We start from the raw sequence: 23,381 nt of genomic DNA, 5'->3' as shown, positions 1-23,381 counted from the left end.
CTACGCCGATGCCCCGTCGGCGGGAGTCGCCGCCGGGCGGGCTCGCCGTATGCGGATGGGACCGCGCGCTGCGGCCGGATCGACCGTGCGACCGCCCTGGGTGATCTCGACCTCGCCGGCCGTGACCAGCCGTCGGGCGGCGCGGCGGGCCGGTTCCATGAGGTCGCGCCAGCCGTCGCCGTCCCCCGCGTACACCGCTCGCGCGGCGTCGGAGGGGCAGATCGTCGCGGTCGGCCCGCGGTCCTGGAGCAGCGTCAGAATGGCCTGCTCCAAGTGCCGGCCCGTGGTCTCCTTCCGGCGGGCGCTCGTCGTCACGGGCTCGGCTTCCCGGGGTCGTCGCCGCCCTCACGCCGGGAGCCGAGGTTCCCGTAGCCCTTCATCTCGTGCGGCGACAGCCTTTCGCCGCCGCCGGGGAACGACTCCGGGTCGGGCTCTCGGTGTTCCTCGACGTGGTGGGGCCGCCGGGCCGTGGGCCGGGTGGGCGCGCCCGGGGGCGGCTCTGCGGCGCGTCGCCGGATGCCCCACCAGACGGCCGCGACGAGGAGCAGGGCGACCACGATGCCCACGGCCAGGAGTCCCGTGCCGGCTGCGCCGGCGGAGAGCTGGAGGGAGTGGTGGAGGGAGGAGGGGTCCGTCATGGTGCTTCCCGCCTTTCTGACGGTGTTGCGGCTGCCAGCGGCGTCTGCCCGCGCACCCGTGGGGGAAACACGGCCGGGCCGCGAGCAGCCGGTCGGCGTCGCCGTTCGAGCAGGGGGGGGTGGTTCCCCTCCGCCGCGCCCGGCCGTGCTGCGGCGCGCTACCGGCCCGGAAGGATCTCCTTGGCCTTGGCGACGGCGAAGCCCCAGCCCTGGGCCAGGGTGGGCTTGCCGGGGACGGCGACTTCTTCGGGGTTGGTCAGGACGTCCAGGAGGACCGGTCCGGGGGTGGCCAGGGCACGGCGTACGGTCTCGTCGAGGTCTGCGGGGTCGGTGAGGCGGATGCCGGTGATGCCCAGGGCGGTGGCCACGGCCGCGAAGTCGGGGTTGTCGAGTTCGGTTCCGAATTCGGGCAGCCCCACCTGCTCCTGCTCCAGTTTGACCATGCCGAGGCGGCGGTTGTCGAAGACCACGAGCTTCACGGGGAGCCGGTAGGTCTTGATGGTCATGAGGTCGCCGAGCAGCATGCTCAGTCCGCCGTCCCCGCAGAGGGCGACGACCTGGCGGTCGCGTGCCCAGAGCTGGGCGCCGAGGGCCTGGGGCATGGCATTGGCCATCGAGCCGAGGTTGTAGGAGCCGAGCAGGCGCCGGTCCGCGTGCATGGTGACGAAACGGGAGAGCCATACGGTGGCCATTCCGGTGTCGGAGGTGAAGACGGCGTCGTCGTCGGCGTGGGCGTCCAGCGCGGCGGCCAGGGCCTCGGGGCGGATGTCGTGGTCGCGGTTGTCCAGGGCTGCCCGCAGCTTCCTGGCCGGCCGATTTTCCCGGACCGGGTCGGCCAGCCGCTGCTGTCCCTGCTGCCAGCCGGTGAACCGGTCGACGGCGTCGTCCAGGTGCGTGCGGTCCCGGTCCGTCTTGAGGAGCGGGAGGAGTGCCTGCAGTGTGGCGCCGACGTCGCCGGCCAGACCCACGTCCACGGGCGTGCGGCGTCCCAGGTGCTCCTCGCGGGTGTCCACCTGGACGACCTTGGCGTCTTCCGGGTACCAGTCGCGGTAGGGGAAGTCCGTACCCAGCATCAGCAGGGCGTCGGCGCCGTCGAAGGCGTGGGCGGCCGCGGGATTGCCGATGAGGCCCGTCTGCCCGACCTGGAAGGGGTTGTCGCCCTCGAAGCCCTCCTTGGCCTTCAGCGTCAGGACCATGGGCGCGGCCAGTGCTTCGGCGGCCCGCAGGACATCGGCACGGGCGCCGCGCGCTCCCTGGCCGACCAGCAGGCTCACCCGGGAGGCGGCGTTGAGCAGGTCGGCGGCGCGGGCGAGGGAGGCGTCGTCGGGACGGGTGACGGCACGGTCGAGGGCGAAGCGGACGGGTCGGTCCTCGGGCAGCTCCTGGTCGCCGATGTCGCCGGGAACGGTCAGCACGGCGACCCCGCCGCGGGTGACGGCGGCCCGGACGGCGGTTTCGAGCGCGCGCGGCATCTGGTCGGGTGAGGTGATCGTGGCCCGGTGGACGGCCACGTCGCGGAAGAGCAGGTCGTTGTCGACCTCCTGGAAGTAGTCGCTGCCGATCTCGGCGAGGGGAACCTGCCCGCAGATCGCGAGGACGGGTGCGCGGCTCTTGGCGGCGTCGTACAGACCGTTGAGCAGGTGTACGGAGCCCGGTCCGACCGTGCCCATGCACACCCCGAGGGTGCCGGAGAGCTGAGCCCGGGCGCCCGCCGCGAAGGCCGCGGCCTCCTCGTGCCGGCAGCCGACCCACTCCAGGCCGTCGGTGGTGCGGATGGCCTCGGTCAGCGGGTTCAGCGCGTCCCCGACGACGCCGAAGACGTGCCCGACGCCCAGTTCCTGGAGTGCGTCGATGATGACCCGGGCGACGGTGCGTGCCATGGTGGACCTCCGGTGCGGGTTCAGTGGGTGAAGCGGTCGGGATCGGCCGCCGACCAGTCGGCTGCCCACGATTCGGGCGGGGATGCCAGGAGCTGTCCCGGCGAGAGCCACTCGTGGAGTTCGGCGTAGGAGCGGACGGTGTGCGGGTCTACGCGCTGCAGCAGCATGTGGGGGCGCAGGCCGTGGGGGTCTTCGACACCCATCGCGGCCATGATTTCGCGGGCGCTCTTGACGGTGGCTTCCTGGTACCGGCGGACCCGCTGCGCCTTGTCGCCGACGTCGAGGGCGCGGGCGCGCCGCTCGCTCTGGGTGGCGACGCCCACCGGGCAGGTGTTGGTGTGGCAGCGCTGGGCCTGTATGCAGCCGACGGCGAACATCATGGCGCGTGCGGCGTTGGTGTAGTCGGCTCCCTGGAGCAGTCGCTTGACGAGGTCGCCGCCGGTCGCGACCTTGCCGGCGGCCCCGATGCGGATGCGGTCGCGCAGGCCGGTGCCCACCAGCGCGTTGTGGACGGTCATCAGCCCCTCGCCGAGCGGCAGTCCGACGATGTCGGCGAATTCCAGGGGGGCCGCGCCCGTACCGCCTTCGGCGCCGTCGACCACAATGAAGTCCGGGGCCGTGTTCTCCTCCAGGGCGGCCCGGCACACGGCGAGGAACTCGCGGCGCGAGCCGACGCAGAGTTTGAAGCCGACGGGCTTGCCGCCGGCCAGCTCCCGCATCCGGGCCAGGAAGCGCACCAGCTCGCGCGGTGTGGAGTACACGCGGTGGTAGGGCGGGGAGACGACGGTGCGGCCCTGCGGCACCCCTCGTACCCTGGCGATCTCCGCGTTCACCTTGGCACCGGGCAGGACGCCGCCCACACCCGGCTTGGCGCCCTGGCTGATCTTCAGGGAGACCGCTTTGACGTGCGGGTGCGCGGCCTTCCGGGCGAACTGCCGCTCGTCGAAACCGCCGTCGTCGGTGCGGCATCCGAAGTAGCCGGTACCGATCTCCCAGACGAGGTCCCCGCCGGGCCGCAGGTGGTGGTCCGACAGGCCGCCCTCGCCGGTGTCGTGGGCGAAGCCCCCCAGCTGCGCACCGGTGTTGAGCGCCAGGATCGCGTTGGCCGACAGGGAGCCGAAGCTCATCGCGGAGATGTTGAGCAGGGCCATGTCGTAGGGCTGGGTGCAGTCGGGGCCGCCCACGCGGACACGGGGTGTCCCGGTGGGCAGGGGGCGCGGCGCCATGGACGGGGTGAGGTACTCACTGCCGGCCTCGTAGAGGTCTCGTTCGCTGCCGAACGGTTCCTCGGCGTCGGTCCCCTTGGCCCGCTCGTAGACGAGGCTCCGGGTGTCGCGGTCGAAGGGGCGGCCGTCGAAGTTCCGTTCGATGAAGTACTGCTGGATCTCGGGGCGCAGTGCCTCCAGCGCGAAGCGCAGGTGCCCGAGGACCGGATAGTTGCGCAGGAGGGAGTGGCGGCGCTGCAGGACGTCGTGGAGTGCCGTGAACAGGAGCAGCAGCAGGGGCGCGGCAGCGGCCCACCACCAGGACGACACGGTGAGGGCGGCGGTGACCGCGGCGACTGCGGCGGCGCCGATGACCAGCAGCAGGGGAAGTAGCGTCAGCACGCCGCGCTTCTGTCCCCGCCCCCGCCTTCCATTCGCGGGCCCGCGTCACTGTCGCCGTACGCGTCGACGACGGCGTCCACAGCGGCGTGCAGGGGGGGTTTGATCCGCGCGAATGCGAACAGACGGGCCGCAGGACACCGACGACAAGGAGCCAGCGATGCCGATTCCCTCCCGCCTCCCGGCCCCCCTGCTGCAGAACTGGGCCTGGCAGGCCGAAGCGGTCTGCCGTGAGGTGGGGTCGGAGCCGTTCTTCGGTCCTGCGGAGGAGGAGGGACGCACGGGCCGGAAGGAACTCGACCGGCAGGCGAAGTCACTGTGCGGATCCTGCCCCGTGGTCGAGGCCTGTCTGCGCCATGCCCTCGCCACGCACGAGCCCCATGGCGTCTGGGGCGGCCTCACGGCCCATGAGCGCCGCCGGCTCCTCTCACCTGCGGCCATGGGGACTCGGCGGTAGGCCTGACCTCGGGGTCGCGGGGGCGGCCGGTGCGTCGCCCGAGCGCTCGGGCGGCGCGGGACGTCGCCCGGCCGCCACGGGTAGCACGTCGGTCTGCGGGTAGCCGCCACAACGAACACACCAGCCACACCGTGCCCGCCGGCTCCGGTGGCGCACGGCCGACCCGGGAGATCGTCCATGGCGTCCGCACTGATGGCAGCAGCCCCGGCCCCGCCCACCGGCCTCTACGTCCCACCCGGGGTCTACCGCCCGCAGGCGGATACCGGGCTGCTCGCGCGGGCCCTGCTGCACGAGGGCATCGGCCCCGGCACGGACGTCATGGACATCGGCACCGGCTCGGGCGCCCTCGCGCTCCTCGCCGCGTCCAGAGGGGCCCGTGTCACGGCGGTCGACGTGTCCCGGAAGGCCGTCACGGCCGCCCGCCTGAACAGCACCCGGCTCGGGCTGCCCCTGAGTGTCCTCCACGGGGACTTCGCCGCCGTGAGCCGCGGCCGGCGCTTCGACATCGTCCTGGCCAACCCCCCGTACGTTCCTTCGCCCAGAGCCCGCCTGCCCGGGCGCGGCCCCGGGCGCGCCTGGGAGGGCGGCGAGGCCGGGCGCGAGGTCATCGACAGGATCTGCGTGCGGGCCGCGGCACTGCTGCGCCCGGGCGGCGTACTGCTGATGGTGCATTCCGCCCTGTGCGGATCCCGGACCACGGTGGAGCACCTGCGCCGGGCGGGCCTGTCGGCGGAGATCACGATGCGGGCGGTCGTGCCCTGGGGGCCCGTGCTGCGCTCCCGCAGGGCCTGGCTCGAGGAGCAGGGGCTGGTGGCCGCCGGCGAGGACCGGGAAGGGCTGGTGATCGTCCGTGCCGAACGACCCGCACGCTCCGGACGCTGAGGTCCGGCGCGTCTGCCTGGAACGGGGCGGGCCCGTGCTGGTGGAAGGCCCGGTGGAGGTCGTGCTCGACGACGGCACGGTGGCCCGCTCCGACCGCTTCGCGGTCGCGCTGTGCACCTGCCGCCGCAGCCGCACCTACCCGTGGTGCGACACCAGCCACCGGCGGCGGGAACACCGCGGCCCGGAGGAACGCACCCCTGCGGAAGGAGACCGCCCGTGAACGCAACCGCTCCCGCCGCGACCGACTCCGCGCCGGCACTCGTCGAGGGCCGCGGTGAGGTCTCGGCCGCCGTGGTCGCCTCACTGCGCACCGGACGGCCGCCGGCGCACGGTCCCGCCGCGCTCCTGAAGGCCGACCCGTGGGGCGAGGACCTGCAGCTCGCCCTCCACCTGCTCTACGAGCTCCACTACCGGGGCTTCGCGGGCGTCGACGACGACCGGGAGTGGGATCCGGACCTGCTCCGGCTGCGCCGGGCGCTGGAGACCCGCTTCCTGCACGCCCTGCGGAGCGAGCTCCACGACGTGCCGCGCTCCGCCGAGGAGGCTTTCGCACCCCTCCTCGTCGAACCCGTCGACCTCTCGGGCAGCGTGAGCCGCCACCTCGAGACCGACGGCGAACTGTGGCAGCTGCGCGAGTACGCGGCCCTGCGCTCCCTCTACCACCTGAAGGAGGCCGACCCCCACCTCTGGGTCGTCCCCCGGCTGACCGGCCGTGCCAAGGCGGGCATGGTCGCGATCGAGTACGACGAGTTCGGCGCCGGAAGGGCCGAACGCATCCACGCGCGGCTGTTCGCCGCGCTCATGGCGGACCTGGACCTGGACACGTCGTACGGCGCCCACCTCGACCGGGCCCCGGCCGTCCTGCTGGCCACCGTCAACCTGATGTCCCTCTTCGGCCTGCACCGCGCCCTGCGCGGGGCCCTGGTGGGTCACTTCGCCTGTGTCGAGATCACTTCATCGCCCGGATCGCGCCGGCTGGCCGCGGCGATGCGCCGCTGCGGCGCCGGACCCGCGGCCGAGCACTTCTACGCGGAGCACGTCGAGGCCGACGCGGTGCACGAGCAGGTGGTACGGCGGGAGGTGGTCGGCGGTCTCCTCGCCGAGGAGCCGGAGCTGGAGTCCGACGTCGCCTTCGGCTGCGCCGCGACGGTCCTGCTGGAGGACCGCCTCGGCGCCCATGTCCTCGCGGCCTGGTCCGAGGGCCGCTCGGCCCTGCGCGCCACGGCCGGGAGCGCCTCCCCGGCCCTCGTGCGGACCTGGGAGTCGCGGACCCGTTAGCCCCGAAGCTGAATCGGATAGGTCATCCGCTTGTGCTACCGTCCCCATGAAGCGGATGACCTATCCGCATGGGGATCGGAGGGGTGCATGGGAAAGACAGCCGTGGTCACGGCCGGAACCGGAGGCATCGGGCTGGAGACCGCACTGGGCCTGGCAGCAGCCGGATTCGCGGTCACGGTGGTGGGGCGCGACGCCGCACGCGGGGCCCGGGCCGTCGACCTGCTGAACAGCGCGAACCCGCGACGCCCCAGCAGGTTCCTCTCCGCGGACCTGGCCTCTCTGGACGAAGTCCGCTCCCTCGCCGGGCGGATCGCCTCCGCGCACGCGGCGCCGGGGGAAGCGTTGACGGTCCTGGTCAACAATGTCGGGGCGATGTTCCCCCGCCGCCGGGACAGGGGCGGCGTCGAGGCGTCGTTCCTCGTCAACCACCTCTCGCCGTACCTCCTGACCGAACTCCTGCTGCCCAGCCTGACGGCGGGAGCTCCGAGCCGGATCGTGAACGTGACCTCCGGGGCGGTCGGCGTCGCCAAGCGGGCGTTCGACGCCGTCGAGCCGCCGGGGGCCTACTACGGGTTCCACTGGTACGGGCGCGCCAAGCTCGCCAACCTGGCCTACACCCTGGACCTGGCCGAGCGGCTGAAGGGTACGGGCGTGCAGGTCTTCGCCGCCGACCCCGGCGGCGCAGCGACCGACATGACCGACGGCACCCTGCGCGACCCGCGGATCGTCGCCCCCGCACTGCGGCTGCTGTGGCCACTGGTGCGCCGGAAGTTCGAGCGCTCCACGTCCGGCCCCGCTTCGGCGGCCGCCCGGCCGTCCATCGCCGCCGCCACCGACGAGGGTCTGGCGGGGCGGACCGGCATCGTCATCGGTGCCCGTGCGCACCCGGTGCCCCCCTTCCGCCCGGCGACCGACACGCGCCTCGCAGAGGCCGTACGCCGGCTCAGCGAGCGTCACGCCCCGCTGGCCGGCTGAGAGCCCGAGCCATTCGGATGGGCCATCCGATTAGCATGGCCGCCATGACGACACCCCTGCGCAAGGACGCGGCGCGCAATCGGGAGCTGATCGTGGCCGCCGCCCGCGGCCTGGTCGACGAGGGCACACCCCTGCAGCTCAACGACGTGGCCCGGCGCGTGGGCGTGGGGGTGGGCACCGTCTACCGGCACTTCCCCACCGCCGAGGCACTGCTGGAGACCGTCGCCGCCCCCTCCCTCGAAGCCCTGGTCGCGTACGGCGAGGAGGCGCTGGCGAACACCGACCCCTGGCGCGGGTTCGAGAGCTTCCTGATGCGCACGCTCGAAACGCAGGTCACCGACCCGTCCCTGGCACCGGTGACGGCCGCGGACGCGGACGCCCTGGCGCGGACCACGGAGCTCAAGAACCTGCTCCGGTCGACCGGCGCCGCACTCCTCGACCGCGCCCGCTCGGCCGGAGCGGTCCGCCCCGACCTGGAGGAAGGCGACCTCGCCCCCCTCATGTGCGGCATCGCCCACGCCGTCGATGTCCGCGGGCCCGCCCCCGCCGGCCGCGTCGACACCGCACGCCGCTACCTCGCCACGCTCCTGGGCGGCCTCCGGACCGCGCCGCGATCCGCCTGAACAAGGGGCGTGACCTGCGGCTCCACCGTCCGGCAGGCGCTACCGGACACCTCCGTGCATGCTGGGTAAGGCCGGACCCCGAGCAGGCAGTGCGGCACCGGCCCGCGCCCCCTCTCCCCGCCCCACCTCCGCGAGCCGTACGAGGACACGCCATGGGCAAAGCCATGCTCCGGCAGATCGTCGACTACTCCACCCGCGCCGACCCGTACCCGCTGTACGAGGAGCTGCGCAGGACGCCGGTGTTCCACGACGAGGACGGGCCGTACCTCGTGAGCACCTACCACGAGATACACGGCCTGTTGCACGACCCGCGCATCAGCTCCGACCCCCGCAACCTGACCTTGTCGTCGAGCGATCCGCTGGCGCAGGACGAAGCAGACGATTCGGCCCTGCCGCCGGTCTTCCTCAAGCTCGATCCGCCGGACCACGACCGGCTGCGCCGCATCACGAACCGCCCCTTCGGGCCCCCGCACTCCCCGCACAGGGTCCACGACATGCGCGGCGAGCTCGACGGCATCGTCGCCGGCCTCATCGACGGCATCGCCCATGCGGGGAACCTGGACCGGGTCGACCTGGTCGAGCAGTTCTCCTACCCCTTCCCCGTGACGGTGATCTGCCGACTGCTCGGCATACCGCACGAGGACGAGTCGCGCTTCCACGGCTGGGCCGACACGATCGCCGCCAGCCTCGACCCCGCCCCGGACGCCGACCCCGCCGAACGGCAGAAGGACGCGTCCGCCGCGCAGATGGAACTCGGCATGTACCTGGGCGGGCTGATCGAGGACCGCCGCAGCAACCCGGGCGAGGACATGCTGTCCCATCTGGCAGCAGTCGACGAGGAACCGGACGGCGCCCTGAGCACGCTGGAGATCGTCAGCACCGCGGCGCTGCTGCTGATCGCCGGCCACGAGACCACGGTCAACCTGATCACCAACGGGATGCTGACGCTGCTGCGCCATCCGGACGTCCTCCAGCGGCTGCGCGAGGACCCCGGGCTGTCCGTCCCGATCGTGGAGGAGCTGCTGCGGTACGAGCCCCCGGTACAGATGCTGCCCCGGCGCAGTACGCTCGCCGACATCGAGGTGGGCGGGGTGCACATCCCCAAGGGCGCCACGGTTTCGCTGATCCTGGCCTCCGGCAACCGCGACCCCAAGCGGTTCGAGGACCCCGACCGCTTCGACCCGGACCGCAAGGACATCCAGCACCTCGGTCTCGGCAGCGGCATCCACAGCTGCTTCGGCGCCCCCCTGGCCCGCCTGGAGGCTGCGCTGGCGCTGAGCGAACTGGCCCGCCGGCTGGAGAACCCCCGCCTGTTGGAGGACCCGCCCCCGTACCGCCAGAACGCCGTGCTCCGCGGCCCCCGGCACCTGCCGATCGGCTGCGACGGCATCCGGACGCCCTGAACCCGCACCGGCACCGGCACCGGCACCGGCACCACCAGACGGCACACGACGAGGGTCAATGATCGTCCGCCCGCGCCGAGTTCCTCGGGGACAGCGCCGCCTTCGTCGTGCCCGCGATCAAGGCGGGCGGGGGCAGCGGTGGTTTCCCGCCACTGATGAGAGCGCTCCCAGACGATTTCATTCATGACGCATTCACCGCATGTCAGCATGTGGCGGGCGAGATCGATCGCCCGCTTCCGAACCGACATGACGGAGTAGGTTCTTGACGACTCACCTCAAGCATGGCGCCCGCCCGCGGATGCTCCTGGCGCTGGTCGCGGCTCTGTGTGCGATCTTCAGTACCACGGCGGCCGGTACGGCCTCGGCCGCAGCAGCCGACCAGCGTCACGCCATCTACGCCATCGCGCACCGCGTCAACACCTTAAGCGGCGTGGACGACGCCCTCAAGCACGGTGCCAACAGCATCGAGATAGACGTCTGCGCCTGGTGGAACCCGAACGAATGGCGCGCCTATCACGACTGTTCCTCGGCCGGTGACAACCGGCTCGGCCCCAGCTTCGACAGCATGATCGACCGCATCGTCTCCCACGCCGAGGCGGGACGCCGGCTGGCGCTCGTCTGGCTGGACATCAAGGACCCCAACTACTGCGGGGAGAAGGAGAACCGCGGCTGCAGCGTCGCCGGACTGCGCGACAAGGCCCAGCGGCTGACGGCGGCCGGCGTCCCGGTGCTCTACGGGTTCTACGAGTACCACGGCGGCAGCAACCCGGACGTCGGCGGCAGGGGCTGGAAGAGCCTGGAAGGCAGGCTCGGGAGCCTGGAGGGGATCACGACGACCGGAACCCGCGACCGGGCCCTGGCGGCCTTCAACCGGTCCGGTTCCGGATTCCCGGCGGGTCGCCGCGTGATGGACTACGGCGACAGCGACATCACCAAGGGCTTCGGCAACTGCACGGAAGCCACCTACTACACGTGCGCCGAGCTGAAGAAGGGCGCCGCCGACCGTGACGCCGGGCGACTCGCGGCCACCCTGTCCTGGACGACCACGTACAACGACCCCTGGTACGTCGACAAGTTGCTGGGCGAAGGCCGCGTTGACGGCATCATCGCGGGCTACGGCGCCTTCACCGGGGTGCGCGAGTACGACGACAGCTGGCAGTGCGCCAACTCCATCGGCCTGATCCGCGACTGGGTCAGCCGGCACAGCGGCACCCATCGCATGGCCGCTCCGGGTGACCGCCTCTTCGGGTAGGCACCACGGACACACAGGGCGCGGGCTACGGCGGTGACACCTGCATCCTGCCCGACGGAACCGGCCGGAGGATCGGCTGACGAGGCCCACCGCCTCCATGTGACGTCCTGTACCCGCCCCGGCGACCGTCGGCGGCCGCCGGGGCTCGACTCCGCTCGCCTGGCGGGCCGTTACCGGTGGACCATTACTGACGGGTGAGCCGTTCGCGCCCGTGTCACTTCTTCGTGTTGCGGCTGATGCCCGACGCGATCTGGGACACGCGCGGCACGGAGACGCCGAGGATGTCGGCCACCTCGGCCAGGGTCCGAGTCTCCCTCAGCTCGATGACGGCGGCCTGCCGCGCAGCGCGGAGTTCGGCCTGCAGATCGGGGACGGCATCGAGGACGATCCCCACTGCGCGGGCGCGGTCCGCCGGGTCCGGTACGGCCGCGAGATCGGCGATCACGGAGCGGATCGCATCGACGGCGGGGGATGTCTCGGTCATGATCACAAGGCTACCTGCGCACGGACCGGCGCACCCCAATCGGCCGCGCACCGTGGGGAATCGGCCGCGCAGCGGGCCACGTCACGGCGGGGCCGGAAGTGGGGCCGGAAGCGGCTCGTCCGCGAAGTACGCTGACCCGCATGACCGATACCAGCACACACGACGAGCAGGTGTACGCCGACCTGCGCGCCCTGACGGACCAGTACATGCGGGCCGTCCGTGCACGCCTCGCCGAGATCGAGTCCCCGCTCACGCGTGAGCGCGGCGCCCGGCTGGTCACCGACGACATGCTCACCGGCGCCAAACAGGCCAAGCTCATACGCAGCGCCGCCATGGGCGAGTTGAAGGAGGGCCGCACCCTCAAGCAGGTCGCGGAACTGACCGGGCTCTCCGTGCCGCGGGTCGACCAACTGCTCAAGGCGAAGTGATCGGGGGGAGCCGGGACGGCGAGGCCTGCCGGGACACCGCCGCACAGGCCGACGGGTCTTGGACGCGGCCCCGGGACCCCTCTCGCCCGCCGGACCTCAGCCGGCCGCGCGTCCGGCGCCGCCGCCCCCGCGGCCGCTGCGGTACGTGGTGTGCAGGGCGACGGCGGCGGTGGCCGCGGCGACGATTCCTGCGGCCATGAGGCCGTCGCGTGAGCGCCAGGAGAGCACCGACCAGCGGGACTGCGCGGACAGCACCGAACCCAGGCTGAGCCAGGACCCGGCGGAGAGCAGCGAGAGGGAGGAGCCGATGGACGCGGCGGAGAGGGCGGAGCCCACGGACCCGACGGACAGCACCGAGCCGACCGATCCGATCGACAGGACCGAGTCGGCGGACCCGATCGACAGGATCGAATCCTTGGACCAGAGGGAGAGGCAGGACCTGTCGTGGGACCACCACGGCGTGGCCGACGCGTGCGGTTTGGTCACGGGATTCCTTCTTTCAGGCGGGCGGTCTTCCGCGGCTGCTACTCGTCGGAAGGCAACAGGTCCTGCGCCCTGCGTTCCATCAGGACCGGCAGGTAGGTGCGTACTCGCGCGTACCTGAGCTCCTCGTACGCGGTCTGCACCGAGCTGTGCACCAGGCGGGCGTCGACCTGCGGGTGTGCCTTCATCAGCCGCTCGGCGACGGCGCGGATGGTCAGTGCGTCCTCGGAATCCGCCATCACACGCCTCAGCCTCCTGGTGGCTCACCCCTCCCCATTTTCGCGGCGCGGCCGTCGGTCGGGAAGTCGATCTTTGACCGTCCCGGGCCGTCCGGGCCGTCCCGGGCCGCTGCCCGCCGTGCTCACGGACCGGCTTCTGCGGTATCCGTGCGGTGGCGGGCGGCCTCGATGTGGCCGAGGTAGCGGTGGGTCCAGTCGCACAGGCCGTCGATCGTCACCCGCAGGGCCTGCCCCGGTTCGGTGAGTGCGTACTCCACCCGTGGCGGCACCACGGGGTACACCGTCCGCTCGATCAGCCCGTTGCGCTCCAGCATGCGCAGGTTCTGGGTGAGCATCTTGTGGCTGATGCCCTCGACCTCGTCGCGCAGCTCGCTGAAGCGGAGGGTCCGCTCCCCCAGGGCCTCGATGATCAGGAGCGCCCATTTGTTGGCGACGTCCGAAAAGATCTCGCGTGCGAGAGAGTCCGCGCGGCGCAGATCCGCGTCGTCCGGCGAGCCGGTGAACTGCTTGGTCACCTTGAGGTTCCTCAGTCACTAATAAGTGCGTTCTTCCACGTCAGCGTTCACTCTCCTACGGTTCCTGAGTAACCACAAGAGAGCCAGAGGAGACGGACAGCATGGCCATCACCCTGATGAACCCCAGCGGACTGCCCAGGATCGATGCCTACCGGCAGGTGTCGGTGGCGACCGGGTCGAAGCTCGTCTTCGTCGCCGGGCAGGTGTCCTGGGACGCCGATGGCGTCGTGGTCGGCGAGGGCGACCTCGCCGCGCAGGTCGAGCAGTGCTACCTCAACGTCGGCATCGCCCTGGCCGAGGCCGGCGCTTCCTTCGACGACGTGGCGAAACTGAACGTCCACGTCGTCGGCTGGACCCCCGACAAGATGCCGCTGCTGATGGAGGGAATCACCCGCGCGGCCGAGAAGCTGGGGGTCACTCCGGTCGCGCCGGCCACCCTCCTGGGCGTGGCGACCCTGGACGTGCCCGAGCACCTGGTCGAGGTCGAAGCCACGGCCGTCCTCGACTGACCCGGCGCCGATCCGCCCGATCGCCGGAGCGCGGCCCGACCCTCGCCCCCCGGCTCAGTCCTCCAGCCGGTGGAGCCACGTGGCGAGCAGGGCTTCGCGCGCCGCCGCCTCCTCGGGGGTAACGAGGTCGAGCAGCCGGCGTTCGTTGCTCATGTGGTCGGCGAAGGCGCGGTCGACGAGGTCGCGGCCGGCCGTGGTGAGGGCGACGATCCGGCCGCGCTGATCGTCCCCGGAGCGGCGGCGGGTGACGAGCCCGGAGCGTTCCAGGCGGTCGATCCGCTTCGTCATCGCACCGGTGGTGACCATGGTGTGCGCGGCGAGCTCGCCCGGCGCGCGTTCGAACGGCTCGCCCGCGCGGCGCAGCGCGCACTGGACGTCGAACTCCCCTTCGCCGAGTCCGTAGCGCTCGTGAACGAGGCGGAGTTCCGCGCCGAGCCGGTCGACGAGCCGGTGCAGCCGGCCCCTCGCCCCGGGCCGCGCGGCGGTCCGGGGCCGGGCCGGTCCTCGTAGCGGTCGTGCGGACGGCGCCGCCGCCTCAGCTCCGTCGGGTGACGGGCCCCGGTACGGCCGCCCTGCGTGCGTGCAGCACGTGCGCGTCCAGCGGCAGGGGGCTCTGGCCGACGAGTTCGAGGCCCGCGTCGGCAAGCAGGCCTGCGTAGTGGTCGGCGCTGCGTTCGCGGCCTCCTACGTTGCACAGCATGTGCAGGTCCCACGCGGTGGCCAGCGAGGGGGAACCGTCTACGGGCAGGAGGCGTTCCACGACGAGCAGGTCCGCGTGGGCGGGCATCGCACGGGCGCAGTGACGCAGGATCTCCCGGCAGCGGTCGTCGTCCCAGTCGTGCAGGACGCGCGAGAGGACGTAGACGTCGCCGCCGGACGGCACGTCGGCGAAGTCCCCCGGGTGGTACGCGCAGCGCGTCCCGCAGCCCGCGGCGTCGAGCCGGAGCCGGGCGGCTTCGACGGCGTGCGGACGTTCGAGCAGGACGCCGCGCAGGTGCGGGTGTGCGGTGAGGATCAGGCCGAGGAGCTCTCCGTTGCCGCCCGCGACGTCGACGACGGTCGCCGGCGCGGTCGCGGGCGCCTGGGCGGCGGCGGTGATGACCGGGTGGGTGGGGAGGGGCTGGAACATGCGCGAGCTCGCGGCCATGGACTGGTCGAAGAGCTCGGCGAGTCGGGGGTCGCGGGCGAAGTGGTCGAAGTGGTTCTCGCCGAAGATCTGGTCGAAGGCCGGCTGGCCGGTCCGCACGGCGTGGTCGAGGCCGCCGAAGGAGCGGTAGAACGGGCCGCCGTACATCAGGGCCAGCGGCCGCATCGACCCGGGCGCGTCCGCGCGCAGCAGGGCGCCGACCTCCGTCAGGCGGAATCCTTCCTGCTCCTCGGCAACGGCTCCGAGCATGGCCAGGTAGCGCAGGAGCGTGGCGAGGCTTCGGGGGTGGGTGCCGGTCGGTCGGGCGAGGTCCTCGCTGCGCTGCGCGGTACGGGTGTCCATGGCGTCGGGCAGGCCCAGCCGGGCGAAGGCGGCGAGTGCCTGCGTCGTCCACGCGCCGGTGAGGAGGTGGAGGAGCGTTTCGGCGCTTCGCCGCGTGCCGGAACCCGCTTCGGGGCGGGGGCGGTCGAGCGGGTCGCGGTGGTCCAGATGGGCGGCGAGGGTGTCGCGGTGGTCGCCGCGTGCGTAGAGTTCCAGCCGCCCGTAGTCGCAGGCGGCGTCGGCGGGAAGGGTGAAGTAGAGGACCGTGCCGTCCTCGTGCGGGTTGTAGCCGCCGCCGTCCGGCCGCGCGCCGTGGCGGGCGAGGATCGCGCACAGGCCGCGCAGCGCCAGTGGCTCCGGGTGCTCGATCTCGAAAGCGAGGTGGGCCTCGTGCCGGCGCGTGCGTTCGTACGCGGCGATCGGTTCCAGACCCGAATGCGGTGGCACGGTCAGGGCGAACACCTCGACCGCGCGCCGCTGCCCGGCAGAGCCGTACACCTGGGGGCGCAGGATCCGGACATCGAGCTCTGCCGGGTCACGCCCGTGGCGCCGGGCGAGCCGGTCCCGGACCACCACGCTGGGGTGCGAGGGAGTGTCGACATCCAGTCCGCAGGCGTCGAGTTGGGCCCGGAGGCTGTCCGCGTCCGGCGGAAAGAGCAGCAACCCCGCATGGGCGAAACGGCAATGCCCGGCCAGCGCCTGCAGGTCCGGCCCGTCGAGGCCCGGCAGGAGGAGGGGGAGCAGGGCGACGCTGTCGTGCTCGCGGACGAACTGGGCCGCCGCGCGCAGGCCGGCGATGTCGTCCAGGAGCAACGTTTTGTCGGGGAGGGTCGTCGTCATCGTGGGGGTGTCCTCGGGCCGGTGCGGAGCTGGGCTGGGCAGGGCTGGGCAGGGTGGAGCCGGTGGAGGGGGGCAGCGAGCGGTACGGAGGAGCCGTGGTCCGGGGGGGCCGGTGCGCCGCGGTGTTCTACACGCCGACGTAGTTCTCGGCGAACCACTCCTGGTGGATGCGTGAGGTGCGGAGCGAGTTGAGCCGGGAACGCTGCAGGGCGGCGTGGAAGAACGATCCGGCACGGGAACCCCGATCCTGTTCGGGTGCTTCGTGCAGGAGGCGGGTCATCCACCCGGTGAACTCCTGGGCCCGCCAGATGTGTGCCAGGCAGCGGTCCGAGTACCCGTCGAGCCCTGCGGTGTCCCCGCGGGTGAGGGCATCGGACAGGGCTTCCGCCAGGATCTCGGCCTCCAGGACGGCGAGGTTCGCGCCCTTCGCGGCGGCCGGCGCGAGCAGACTCGCCGCGTCGCCCGCCAGGAAGAGCGAGCCGTGGCGCAGCGGTTCGACGACGTCGCAGGTCAGGTCGAAGACCCCGCGTTCCAGAAGTCTGCCCCGTTGCAGCGGGCCGTGGTCCGCTGCGCGCATGCGGACGTCGAGCTCGTCCCAGATGCTCTGCTCGGACCAGGCGTCGGCGGGCGTGCCGCGCTGCCACTGGAGGTAGTAGCGGGTGACGTCCGCGGTGCGGGCCATGTGTCCGGCGAAGCCGCGGCCGTGGACGGCGTATCCGACGGCGTCGAGGCTCGGCGGGGTCTCGGCGATCAGGCCGAGCCAGGTCACGCCGTGGTCGTGATGGTGGTGGCGGACGGCACCCGGCGGCAGTGAGCGGCGGGCCGCTCCGTGCCGGCCGTCACAGCCGGCGACGTACCGGGCGGTCCACCGGGTGGTACGGCCGTCGGGTTCGCGGGTCGCGACGGACGGGCGGGCGCTGTCGGCGTCGCCTACGGCGAGCGCCTCGGTGTGGAAGCGGATGCGTCCGCCGATGGCGAGGTAGTGGGTCAGGAGGTCCGTGACCAGGTTCTGCTGCGGGTAGACGTGGTGCTGCCCGCCCTGGCCGAGGGCCCCGTAGTCGAGGCGGAACCGGCCGTCCTCCGTGCGGAACTCGCACGTGCCGTGGCGGTGGCCGCCCAGGTGCAGACCGTCGGCGAGGCCGTGGCGGTCCAGGATCCGCACGGTGTTCGGTGCGAGGAACCCGGCGCGGGCCCGGGTCTGCACATGGGTGCGGGAGGCGCGTTCCAGGATGACGCAGTCGATACCGGCGGCCTGCAACAGGACTCCGAGGACCAGCCCGGCGGGACCTGCGCCGAGGACGACCACGTCGGCCGATTCACATAACGTGTGAGAGTTGTGACTTTCCGTCATAGCGGGTGAAGCATAAGCACGTGAAGATCGCCGGACCTACCCAAGCCATCCGAAGGCGGGAATAGAGTGACAATAGGCATGAGTGTGCCTGCCCGGTGACACCAGGACCCGCGGCCGGTCCCACAGCCCTCCGGTGGTGTGCGCCGGGCGTACGGGAGCACGCGCACTCTCCCGCACGCCCCGGCGCGGGCCCGGCCGTTCGGCGTACGGCCCGGCCCGGCGGTGATCGGCGAGACGGCCTAGGCCTGCGGCTGCAGAAGGCTGCGGGGGTCGGCGGGGCGGGGTACGTAGACCGGGGAGTCCGACTGGTAGAAGAGGTCGATGTCGGCCTCCTCTCCCCCGACGATCAGGGTGTCCCAGGCGCCGCTCTCCCGCAGGGTGCGGAGGGTGACCGGGGCGATCGGGGCGAGGTGGGCGCGGAGTTCCCCGTCGGTGGGCAGGCCGGGGAGCCGGGATGCCAGCCGGTCGCGGATCTCGGCCATCCGGTCCAGCAGCACGTCCAGGTCGCTCCCGCCCGCGGCATCGTTACCGGCACCGGCGCCTGCACCGGCGCCGGCGCCCCCGCCGGGCTCCGCGCTGCGCGCGATGATGTCCCTGATGGCGCGGGTGATGCCCTGTTCGTCGGTGGTGACCATGGCGTTCCAGGCCCGGCTCTTGTGCCGGTACTGGAGCATGGACATGGCGGCCTCGTGCCGGATGAAGTCGGCGTCCCGCAGTGGTCTGCCCTGCCAGGACCGGCTGAGCGAGCGCGCCAGCGAAGTGGCCGAGGCGAGGCCGCTGTTGAGGCCGCGGCCCGGCCAGAAGTGGATGGCGTTGGCCGCGTCGCCCAGTAGGAAGCCGTACGTGCCGGGGGTGGTCGCGGTGGGCCGGTGCAGCTGCGCGGTGAACCGCGGGCGCTGCACCATGTCGAGCCGGAACGAGGTGATCGCCGACAGGTCCTCCTCGGCCACGCCGAACAGGCTGAGGCCCTGTCGGATCTCCTTCCAGAGCGGGGAGCTGCGCAGCAGGGCGGGGAGGAAGAGCGTGCCGTGGGTGGGGCAGCGGAACTCGTTGTCCTCCTCCTGTCGGCTCATCAGGCAGGGTCGTGAGGCGATGCATTCCTCGAAGACGTGGCGGACCGGGTCGATGCCGATGACGTTCTTGGCCTCCTCCCGGGTGAGCCGCATGTTCAGGAAGCCCTCGCCGCGCAGCGAGTTGAGCAGGAAGCGGTTCTGCGACACCGTGAGCAGCACGCTCATCGGGTCGGGCAGTTTCGACTTGACCCGCAGTCCCAGCACGATGTCCTGAAGGTGCTCGCCGTCGAGGGAGTAGATCGAGGCGTCGGCCGCGCCGAAGCGGTCGGCGTAGTGCTCGCGGGTGCGGGATCGGCCGCCTTCGGCGACGACCAGGACGTGTTCCTGGGTGATCCTGTTCTGCTGCTCCGCCACGTCGAAGCGCTTGGCGACGAGCCGGATCGCCGGCCTGCGGTTCGCCAGCTCCAGGAGCCGGTCCTCGATGTGGGCGATCCTGATGTTGCGGGGCGGATGGCCGTCGACCGAGTCCGGACCGACGGGCCACATCTCGCTGTAGGCGCCCGCGTCGTCGAACAGCGCGCCGCGGACCTCCTCCGAGAGGGCGAGGTACTGCCGACTCTGGACGGTGACGACCTGCTGGCGGCGGAAGTTGCCCTGGGTCTCGTCCTTCCAGACGACCGTGGAGCCCTTCCTGGTCCAACGCCCGTCGTAGAGCGTGATGGCGGTCCGGCCGGGCAGCATCTCGTCGAGCGCCAGGGCGAAGGCGAGGCCGACCGGGCCGCCGCCGGTGATGGTGACCCGCAGGGTGCCGGGGTCGGCGGAGCCCGTCCGCGGGACGTCCATGAGGGAGAGGTCCATGACCGTCTCCATGGAGTCCTGCCCCTCATAGAGGAACGTTTCGTCACCGATCCGTATGCAGTCGTTCGGGCGCAGCACGTGCCGGGTGACGCGCTGGTCGTTGACGAAGGTGCCGTTCCGGCTGTCCCGGTCGTAGAGCACGAACCCGGCGTCCTCGTCGAGGATCTCGGCGTGCAGCCGGGAGGCACTGGGGCTGACGATCACCACGCCGTTGTCGCTCTTGCGCCCGAAGCTGAGGGGCTCGCCGCCCAGGACCACGCTCTGCCCGGTGAACGGACCCGTGCGCCCAACGATGACCGATGCCACTCCACACCCCTTGAAAACGATGCCGCTGATTCCTCGTACGCCGTCAACACGCCCCCGAGAACGTGTTCGGTTCAACCAATTTCGAGAATCTTTTGAGTACCGCTGAACCGGGAGCCGTGGCCGTACGTGATGTTCGCGTCGGCCGGCGATACGAGGGAGAACCGCCCCCATGCACAACGAAGAGTCCGAGACCCTGACGGAGACCGCACTCGCGGCCACCACGGCGGTGACCAGCACGGGTACCGCCGCCGCCACCGCGGTGACGACAGCCGGTACGGCGGCGGGCGGGGACGTGCTGATCGCCAACCGCTACCGGCTGCTGTCCCGGCTCGGCGAAGGCGGCATGGGCACCGTGTGGCGGGCCCGCGACGAGACCCTGCACCGGGAGGTCGCCGTCAAGGAGGTACGGGCCCCGGCCGGTCTGCGGGCCGGTGACATCGCGCGGATGTACAGCCGGCTGGAGCGGGAGGCGTGGGCGGCAGCCCGCATACCCGACCGCAACGTGGTCACGGTTCACGACGTGGTCATGGAGGACGAGCGGCCCTGGATCGTGATGGAGCTGATCCGCGGTCAGTCGCTGGCCGATCTGCTGCGGTCCGAGGGACCGCTCACCCCGCGGCACGCCGCCCGCATCGGTGCGGAGGTGCTCAGCGCACTGCGCGCCGCGCACGCCGTCGGGGTGGAGCACCGGGACGTGAAGCCCGCGAACGTGCTGCTCGCCGAGGACGGACGGGTGGTGCTCAGCGACTTCGGCATCGCGACGGTCGAGGGCAGCACCGCCCTGACCATGACCGGCGAGGTGGTCGGCTCCCCCGAGTACCTGCCGCCGGAGCGGGCGCTGGGCCGCCCGTCGGGCCCCGAGTCCGACCTGTGGTCCCTCGGCGTGATGCTGTACGCGGCCGTGGAGGGGGTCTCGCCGTTCCGGATGGACACCGCGCTGAGCACCCTGCGGGCCGTGGTGGACGATGAGCCGCCGGCGCCGACCCGGGCCGGCCCGCTCGCCCCGGTCATCGCGGGGCTGCTGCGCAAGGAGCCGGCGGAGCGGACTCCCGCCGCCGAAGTCGCCGAAGCGCTGCGGGACATCGCGCACGAGCCGGATGCCACCACGGCCGCCTCCCGTGTCCTCCCGACGCGAGCGCGGACGGCGACGGCGACGGCGACGGCGACGGCGACGACCGTGGAGACGACGACCGATACGACCGCGGAGACGACCACGGCGACGAAGGGGACGACCGCGGGGACACCGACGGGGACGGCCACCGCCGCGACCCATGTGCCCGAGAAGGCCGCCGACGCCCCGACGAAGCCCTCGCCCGCGCCTCCGGTCGAGTCCCCGGTGGCCTCAGGCCCGCCGCGCAGGCGCCGGACGGCGGCGCTCGTCGCCGCCGGCGCCGCCGCCTGCCTGGTGGCCGCCGGCGGACTCGCCTACGCACTCACCGGCGACGGGGACTCCGCGGCCGGTTCGGGCGTACGGGTGTCGGTGACGGGCACGAACACGACCTACAGCGGCAGCTGCCCGACCCCCGAGGGCCGGGCCCCGGCGTTCACCGCGACGTTCACCGCGCCCGAGCCGACGCTGATCTCCTACCGCTGGGTGTCCGGCGACGGCTCGGTGGTGGATCCCCAGTGGCGCACCCTGTCGATCGGGGACAAGGCCGACCCCACCGGACGCGACACCATACGCCTGGCGACCTACGCGAAGACGGGGACCCTGACCACGGGGATGGCCGTGGAACTCCAGAGCCCCACCCGTACCCTCTCCAACCCGGTCCCCTTCTCCATCACCTGCACCGGCTGACCCCGGCCCCGCCACGCCACTCAGCCGTGCAGGTCGCGCAGTACTTCGCGGGCGGCCCGCGCGCCGGAGGCCAGCGCGCCCTGGACGGAGGCGGTGGCGCGGTGGTCGCCGCACACGTACCGGCCCGGGGCCACCCGTGTCGTGCGGGTCAGCGGCTGCGGCGGGGGCATGGCGGGCAGTGCGTCCTCGATGGTGCGGACGGTGAGGAGGTCCCAGTCGTCCGTGCCGGTTCCGTACGCCTCGTCGAGCGCGGCCCGGAGCTCGCCTTCACGGCCCTGCCCGTCGCGGCCGAGGACCGAGGTGGCGACGAGGGTGCGGCCGGGCGGGGCGTAGGAGGGCACGACCTCGCTGAGGACACAGGTGTTGAGGAAGCGGCGGCGGCTGTCCACGAGCAGCGTGGGCTCCCGGAGGGGGGAGCGTGGAGCGACGTGGTAGTACGTCGTCACGATCCGGTAGTCGGGCAGGTCCACCCCGGGCAGGAGTGCCGGCACCGCCCCGGGACCGGTGGCGACCACGACGGCGCGCGCCGGGATCTCCTGTCCCCCGGCGGTGAGCACGCCGTCGTCCGTGAGCCCTGCCGCCGGGGTCTCCAGCCGTACGGCGCCCTCGGGGAGGCCGGCCGCGAGGGCCCGCGGGACCGCCCCGATGCCCTCGGTCGGCAGGCAGATGGTTCCGCGCAGCATGCTCCGCCACACCAGGTGGAACACCCGGGCGGAAGTCTCCAGTTCGTCCTCCAGGAAGACCCCCGACACGAAGGGGCGGAAGAACGTCTCGACGAACTCCTCGGAGATCCCCGCGTCGGCGAACGCGGTGCGGGCGGTGGTGTCCGGTCGTCGTTTGAGCAGGCCTGGGGGCAGCAGCATGTCCCGGGCTGACAGCAGGCCGAGGGCGGCCAGGTCGCGCGGGCCGGCGAGGCGGCCCGACAGCAGTTCGGGAAGCGTGCGCGGCCGGCGGGTGGGATCGCTGAAGGTGAGCCTGCCGGTCGGGGTGTGGACGAGGAAGCCCGGCGTGAAGGGCCGCAGTCGGAGGCCCTTCAGGTCGAACCTGCGCCGGACCTGGGGGTAGGCGGTGTTGAACACCTGGAACCCCCGGTCCACGACGTAGCCCCCGATCCGGTCCGAACGCATGCGGCCGCCGACCGCGTCGCCCGCCTCCACCACCCGTACGCTCACGCCGGCCGCCTGCAGATCCCGGGCGCACGCCAGCCCGGCGGCTCCGGCCCCGACGACCAGCACGTCCGTCGCGTCCAGGGCTGAGGACATTCGACCACCTCTCTCACATGTCGGTGCGGCGCGTGCCGCTCCTTCACTGTGTTCCGCGTATCAGCCGGACACGGATGCGACACCGCCCGCCGGACCGACCGCCGCCCATCCGGACCCAGGTGCGATCCTTGGGCCATGACGAGGAGACGACGGAGCCAGGCCGACCGGGACGACATGACGGTGGAGATCGGATACGCGCTGCTGAGCGCGTTCTTCCTCGGCGCCGTCATCTTCGCGACGATCGCCGGACCGGCTGCGGTCTGGCACCTGCCCCGGGCGGTCGAGAAGTTCCTCGTGGTCGCCGGGGTCGTGACGGCCGGAGTTCTCGCGGTGATCCGCGTCGTCCACGTCCTCTGGCACCACGGCAACAGACAACCGTAATGCAGCGTGAGACGCGGCCGCAGGAAGGTTGCACAGAGGACCCCCCGAGGGGGAGCATCAAAAGACGCTCCGGGAAGACGTTTCGGGCGTCTTCCCGGAGCGCCGGGATTGCGACTGTTCAGCTCAGGTCAGTCGCGGGTCACACCTTGGCGAGCGAGCACGCCGTCTGTGCCAGCGCCGGCGGGACCGCCGAGACGCTCGTGAGGAGCAGCCGACACAGCGCCGAGTCCGCCGGCAGGCCGGAACCACCGATCGTGCAGGCGAGGTTGATGTCGGTGCTGGAGAAGCCGAAAGCGGCGAGGTAGGTGGTGCAGTCGCTCGGCGCGGCCTGGGCGGCCGGGGCCGAGACGACGGCGAAGCCACCGAGGGCCAGAGCACCGACGGCCACGCTCGCGATGCGGGCGCGCAGGGATCCCTTCATCTTTTCCTCCGAGGAGATAGGTTTCGCCGGAAG

Annotated in this window: 26 protein-coding genes; 12 read left to right on the top strand and 14 right to left on the bottom strand. The window is 72.4% G+C overall.

Annotation, left to right across the window (positions count from 1 at the left end; genetic code table 11):
• From E6U81_RS04850 to E6U81_RS04835, 4 genes are all read right to left on the bottom strand, one after another.
• Entirely contained in the window at nt 1-315 is a 315-nt protein-coding gene (locus E6U81_RS04850; RefSeq protein ID WP_136228802.1) for a DUF3253 domain-containing protein, read from the bottom strand.
• On the bottom strand, nt 312-638 hold the full coding sequence (locus E6U81_RS04845) for a DUF6479 family protein (protein WP_136228801.1): 327 nt from the start codon (nt 636-638) through the stop codon (nt 312-314). The genes E6U81_RS04850 and E6U81_RS04845 overlap by 4 nt, the downstream gene beginning before the upstream one ends.
• Before the next feature lie 158 nt (nt 639-796).
• Nucleotides 797-2,518 carry a thiamine pyrophosphate-dependent enzyme gene (locus tag E6U81_RS04840; protein ID WP_136228800.1) on the bottom strand — a complete coding sequence of 574 codons (1,722 nt, stop codon included), beginning with the start codon at nt 2,516-2,518 and terminating at the stop codon, nt 797-799.
• A gap of 20 nt (nt 2,519-2,538) precedes the next feature.
• Entirely contained in the window at nt 2,539-4,122 is a 1,584-nt protein-coding gene (locus E6U81_RS04835) for an FMN-binding glutamate synthase family protein (protein WP_136228939.1), read from the bottom strand.
• 160 nt (nt 4,123-4,282) lie between these two features.
• Between E6U81_RS04835 and E6U81_RS04830 the strand changes: the two genes are divergently transcribed.
• From E6U81_RS04830 to E6U81_RS04790, 8 genes are all read left to right on the top strand, one after another.
• Nucleotides 4,283-4,579, top strand: coding sequence for a WhiB family transcriptional regulator (locus E6U81_RS04830; protein WP_136228799.1), 297 nt, complete (start codon nt 4,283-4,285; stop codon nt 4,577-4,579).
• 177 nt (nt 4,580-4,756) lie between these two features.
• Nucleotides 4,757-5,461: a HemK2/MTQ2 family protein methyltransferase gene (locus E6U81_RS04825; protein WP_240803631.1), complete on the top strand. Its 705-nt coding sequence runs from the start codon at nt 4,757-4,759 to the stop codon at nt 5,459-5,461.
• Nucleotides 5,430-5,681 carry a CDGSH iron-sulfur domain-containing protein gene (locus tag E6U81_RS04820; RefSeq protein WP_136228798.1) on the top strand — a complete coding sequence of 84 codons (252 nt, stop codon included), beginning with the start codon at nt 5,430-5,432 and terminating at the stop codon, nt 5,679-5,681. The genes E6U81_RS04825 and E6U81_RS04820 overlap by 32 nt, the downstream gene beginning before the upstream one ends.
• Nucleotides 5,678-6,739 (top strand): iron-containing redox enzyme family protein, encoded by a 1,062-nt coding sequence (locus E6U81_RS04815; RefSeq protein WP_136228797.1) that lies wholly within the window; start codon nt 5,678-5,680, stop codon nt 6,737-6,739. Before E6U81_RS04820 ends, E6U81_RS04815 begins: the two co-directional genes overlap by 4 nt.
• Nucleotides 6,740-6,826: 87 nt before the next feature.
• Complete coding sequence (locus tag E6U81_RS04810) at nt 6,827-7,714, top strand: SDR family NAD(P)-dependent oxidoreductase (RefSeq protein ID WP_136228796.1); 888 nt, start codon at nt 6,827-6,829, stop codon at nt 7,712-7,714.
• Between the two features lie 44 nt (nt 7,715-7,758).
• On the top strand, nt 7,759-8,337 hold the full coding sequence (locus E6U81_RS04805) for a TetR/AcrR family transcriptional regulator (RefSeq protein ID WP_136228795.1): 579 nt from the start codon (nt 7,759-7,761) through the stop codon (nt 8,335-8,337).
• 152 nt (nt 8,338-8,489) lie between these two features.
• Nucleotides 8,490-9,740 carry a cytochrome P450 gene (locus tag E6U81_RS04800; protein ID WP_136228794.1) on the top strand — a complete coding sequence of 417 codons (1,251 nt, stop codon included), beginning with the start codon at nt 8,490-8,492 and terminating at the stop codon, nt 9,738-9,740.
• Nucleotides 9,741-10,002: 262 nt separating this feature from the next.
• A complete protein-coding gene (locus E6U81_RS04790; protein WP_240803630.1) occupies nt 10,003-10,992 on the top strand; it encodes a phospholipase in 990 nt (329 codons plus the stop codon).
• Nucleotides 10,993-11,206: 214 nt separating this feature from the next.
• Here the strand turns inward: E6U81_RS04790 and E6U81_RS04785 are convergent, their stop codons facing one another.
• Nucleotides 11,207-11,476, bottom strand: coding sequence for a sigma factor-like helix-turn-helix DNA-binding protein (locus E6U81_RS04785; RefSeq protein ID WP_136228793.1), 270 nt, complete (start codon nt 11,474-11,476; stop codon nt 11,207-11,209).
• Between the two features lie 140 nt (nt 11,477-11,616).
• On the opposite strand from E6U81_RS04785, the gene E6U81_RS04780 reads away from it, so the two are divergent.
• Nucleotides 11,617-11,904: a hypothetical protein gene (locus E6U81_RS04780; RefSeq protein ID WP_136228792.1), complete on the top strand. Its 288-nt coding sequence runs from the start codon at nt 11,617-11,619 to the stop codon at nt 11,902-11,904.
• Between the two features lie 96 nt (nt 11,905-12,000).
• Here the strand turns inward: E6U81_RS04780 and E6U81_RS04775 are convergent, their stop codons facing one another.
• The 3 genes from E6U81_RS04775 to E6U81_RS04765 all read right to left on the bottom strand — a co-directional run bounded on the left by E6U81_RS04775 (nt 12,001) and on the right by E6U81_RS04765 (nt 13,141).
• Entirely contained in the window at nt 12,001-12,390 is a 390-nt protein-coding gene (locus E6U81_RS04775; RefSeq protein ID WP_136228791.1) for a hypothetical protein, read from the bottom strand.
• Nucleotides 12,391-12,428: 38 nt separating this feature from the next.
• Entirely contained in the window at nt 12,429-12,626 is a 198-nt protein-coding gene (locus E6U81_RS04770; RefSeq protein ID WP_136228790.1) for a hypothetical protein, read from the bottom strand.
• A gap of 122 nt (nt 12,627-12,748) precedes the next feature.
• Nucleotides 12,749-13,141: a helix-turn-helix domain-containing protein gene (locus E6U81_RS04765; RefSeq protein WP_136228789.1), complete on the bottom strand. Its 393-nt coding sequence runs from the start codon at nt 13,139-13,141 to the stop codon at nt 12,749-12,751.
• Nucleotides 13,142-13,242: 101 nt separating this feature from the next.
• Between E6U81_RS04765 and E6U81_RS04760 the strand changes: the two genes are divergently transcribed.
• Complete coding sequence (locus E6U81_RS04760; RefSeq protein WP_136228788.1) at nt 13,243-13,650, top strand: RidA family protein; 408 nt, start codon at nt 13,243-13,245, stop codon at nt 13,648-13,650.
• Nucleotides 13,651-13,704: 54 nt separating this feature from the next.
• Here E6U81_RS04760 and E6U81_RS04755 read toward each other — a convergent pair whose 3' ends face one another.
• The 4 genes from E6U81_RS04755 to E6U81_RS04740 form a co-directional block, all read right to left on the bottom strand.
• Nucleotides 13,705-14,106: a MarR family transcriptional regulator gene (locus tag E6U81_RS04755; RefSeq protein WP_136228936.1), complete on the bottom strand. Its 402-nt coding sequence runs from the start codon at nt 14,104-14,106 to the stop codon at nt 13,705-13,707.
• A gap of 79 nt (nt 14,107-14,185) precedes the next feature.
• A complete protein-coding gene (locus E6U81_RS04750) occupies nt 14,186-15,958 on the bottom strand; it encodes a methyltransferase (RefSeq protein ID WP_136228787.1) in 1,773 nt (590 codons plus the stop codon).
• Nucleotides 15,959-16,085: 127 nt separating this feature from the next.
• Nucleotides 16,086-17,309: a 4-hydroxybenzoate 3-monooxygenase gene (locus E6U81_RS04745; RefSeq protein ID WP_206309836.1), complete on the bottom strand. Its 1,224-nt coding sequence runs from the start codon at nt 17,307-17,309 to the stop codon at nt 16,086-16,088.
• A 239-nt stretch (nt 17,310-17,548) separates the two neighbouring features.
• A complete protein-coding gene (locus E6U81_RS04740; protein ID WP_136228786.1) occupies nt 17,549-19,486 on the bottom strand; it encodes an FHA domain-containing protein in 1,938 nt (645 codons plus the stop codon).
• A gap of 169 nt (nt 19,487-19,655) precedes the next feature.
• On the opposite strand from E6U81_RS04740, the gene E6U81_RS04735 reads away from it, so the two are divergent.
• Nucleotides 19,656-21,284, top strand: a complete 1,629-nt coding sequence (locus E6U81_RS04735) for a serine/threonine-protein kinase (protein WP_136228785.1) — start codon at nt 19,656-19,658, stop codon at nt 21,282-21,284.
• Nucleotides 21,285-21,304: 20 nt separating this feature from the next.
• Here the strand turns inward: E6U81_RS04735 and E6U81_RS04730 are convergent, their stop codons facing one another.
• Nucleotides 21,305-22,546, bottom strand: coding sequence for an NAD(P)/FAD-dependent oxidoreductase (locus tag E6U81_RS04730; RefSeq protein ID WP_136228784.1), 1,242 nt, complete (start codon nt 22,544-22,546; stop codon nt 21,305-21,307).
• Between the two features lie 135 nt (nt 22,547-22,681).
• Here E6U81_RS04730 and E6U81_RS04725 point away from each other — a divergent pair, with 135 nt between their 5' ends.
• Entirely contained in the window at nt 22,682-22,927 is a 246-nt protein-coding gene (locus E6U81_RS04725) for a DUF6332 family protein (RefSeq protein ID WP_136228783.1), read from the top strand.
• 139 nt (nt 22,928-23,066) lie between these two features.
• Here E6U81_RS04725 and E6U81_RS04720 read toward each other — a convergent pair whose 3' ends face one another.
• On the bottom strand, nt 23,067-23,348 hold the full coding sequence (locus E6U81_RS04720; RefSeq protein WP_031157631.1) for a hypothetical protein: 282 nt from the start codon (nt 23,346-23,348) through the stop codon (nt 23,067-23,069).
• Nucleotides 23,349-23,381 lie beyond the last annotated feature (33 nt).

The sequence above is a fragment of the Streptomyces sp. A0592 genome, from assembly GCF_004795115.1.
Taxonomy (GTDB): Bacteria; Actinomycetota; Actinomycetes; order Streptomycetales; family Streptomycetaceae; genus Streptomyces; species Streptomyces erythrochromogenes.
The sequence above is the reverse complement of the archived record's forward strand: the minus strand, read 5'-3'. Positions and strand labels throughout refer to the sequence as shown.